Origin of the sequence: Peribacillus asahii (assembly GCF_003570725.1) — a bacterium.
GTDB classification, from domain to species: Bacteria; Bacillota; Bacilli; order Bacillales; family DSM-1321; genus Peribacillus; species Peribacillus asahii.
This window is the reverse complement of record NZ_QWVS01000031.1, coordinates 1-1,531: the sequence shown is the minus strand read 5'-3', so window position 1 is coordinate 1,531 and position 1,531 is coordinate 1. Positions and strand designations below refer to the sequence as shown.

Genomic DNA, 1,531 nt, shown 5'->3' with positions numbered 1-1,531 from the left:
GCCTAACTGCTTGGACGCGCATATCCAACAGCGCGCTTACCCTATCCTCCTGCGTCCCCCCATCGCTCAAACGATGTATAGGTGGTACAGGAATATCAACCTGTTGTCCATCGCCTACGCTTTTCAGCCTCGGCTTAGGTCCCGACTAACCCTGAGCGGACGAGCCTTCCTCAGGAAACCTTAGATATTCGGTGGAAGGGATTCTCACCCTTCTTTCGCTACTCATACCGGCATTCTCACTTCTAAGCGCTCCACCAGTCCTTCCGGTCTAGCTTCAACGCCCTTAGAACGCTCTCCTACCACGGACATCGCAGATGTCCATCCACAGCTTCGGTGTTATGTTTAGCCCCGGTACATTTTCGGCGCGGAGTCACTCGACCAGTGAGCTATTACGCACTCTTTAAATGGTGGCTGCTTCTAAGCCAACATCCTGGTTGTCTAAGCAACTCCACATCCTTTTCCACTTAACATAAACTTTGGGACCTTAGCTGGTGGTCTGGGCTGTTTCCCTTTTGACTACGGATCTTATCACTCGCAGTCTGACTCCCGAGTATAAGTATTTGGCATTCGGAGTTTGACTGAATTCGGTAACCCGATGGGGGCCCCTAGTCCAATCAGTGCTCTACCTCCAATACTCTCAATCTCGAGGCTAGCCCTAAAGCTATTTCGGAGAGAACCAGCTATCTCCAAGTTCGATTGGAATTTCTCCGCTACCCACACCTCATCCCCGCACTTTTCAACGTGCGTGGGTTCGGGCCTCCATTCAGTGTTACCTGAACTTCACCCTGGACATGGGTAGATCACCTGGTTTCGGGTCTACGACCTCATACTCATTCGCCCTATTCAGACTCGCTTTCGCTGCGGCTCCGTCTCATCAACTTAACCTTGCATGAAATCGTAACTCGCCGGTTCATTCTACAAAAGGCACGCCATCACCCATGAACGGGCTCTGACTACTTGTAGGCACACGGTTTCAGGTTCTCTTTCACTCCCCTTCCGGGGTGCTTTTCACCTTTCCCTCACGGTACTGGTTCACTATCGGTCACTAGGGAGTATTTAGCCTTGGGAGATGGTCCTCCCTGCTTCCGACGGGATTTCACGTGTCCCGCCGTACTCAGGATCCACTCAGGAGGGAACGAAGTTTCAACTACAGGGTTTTTACCTTCTCTGACGGACCTTTCCAGATCTCTTCATTTACCCCGTTCCTTTGTAACTCCATGTTGAGTGTCCTACAACCCCAAGAGGCAAGCCTCTTGGTTTGGGCTAATTCCGTTTCGCTCGCCGCTACTCAGGAAATCGCGTTTGCTTTCTCTTCCTCCGGGTACTTAGATGTTTCAGTTCCCCGGGTCTGCCTTCAGTACCCTATGTATTCAGGTACAGATACTGTTCCATTACGAACAGTGGGTTTCCCCATTCGGAAATCTCCGGATCAAAGCTTACTTACAGCTCCCCGAAGCATATCGGTGTTAGTCCCGTCCTTCATCGGCTCCTAGTGCCAAGGCATCCACCGTGCGCCCTTTCTAACTTAACC

Annotated in this window: 1 rRNA gene; it reads right to left on the bottom strand. The window is 51.4% G+C overall.

From position 1 onward, the window contains the following. Window positions 1–1,531 (bottom strand): 23S ribosomal RNA (locus tag D1953_RS14980); the annotation flags it as partial.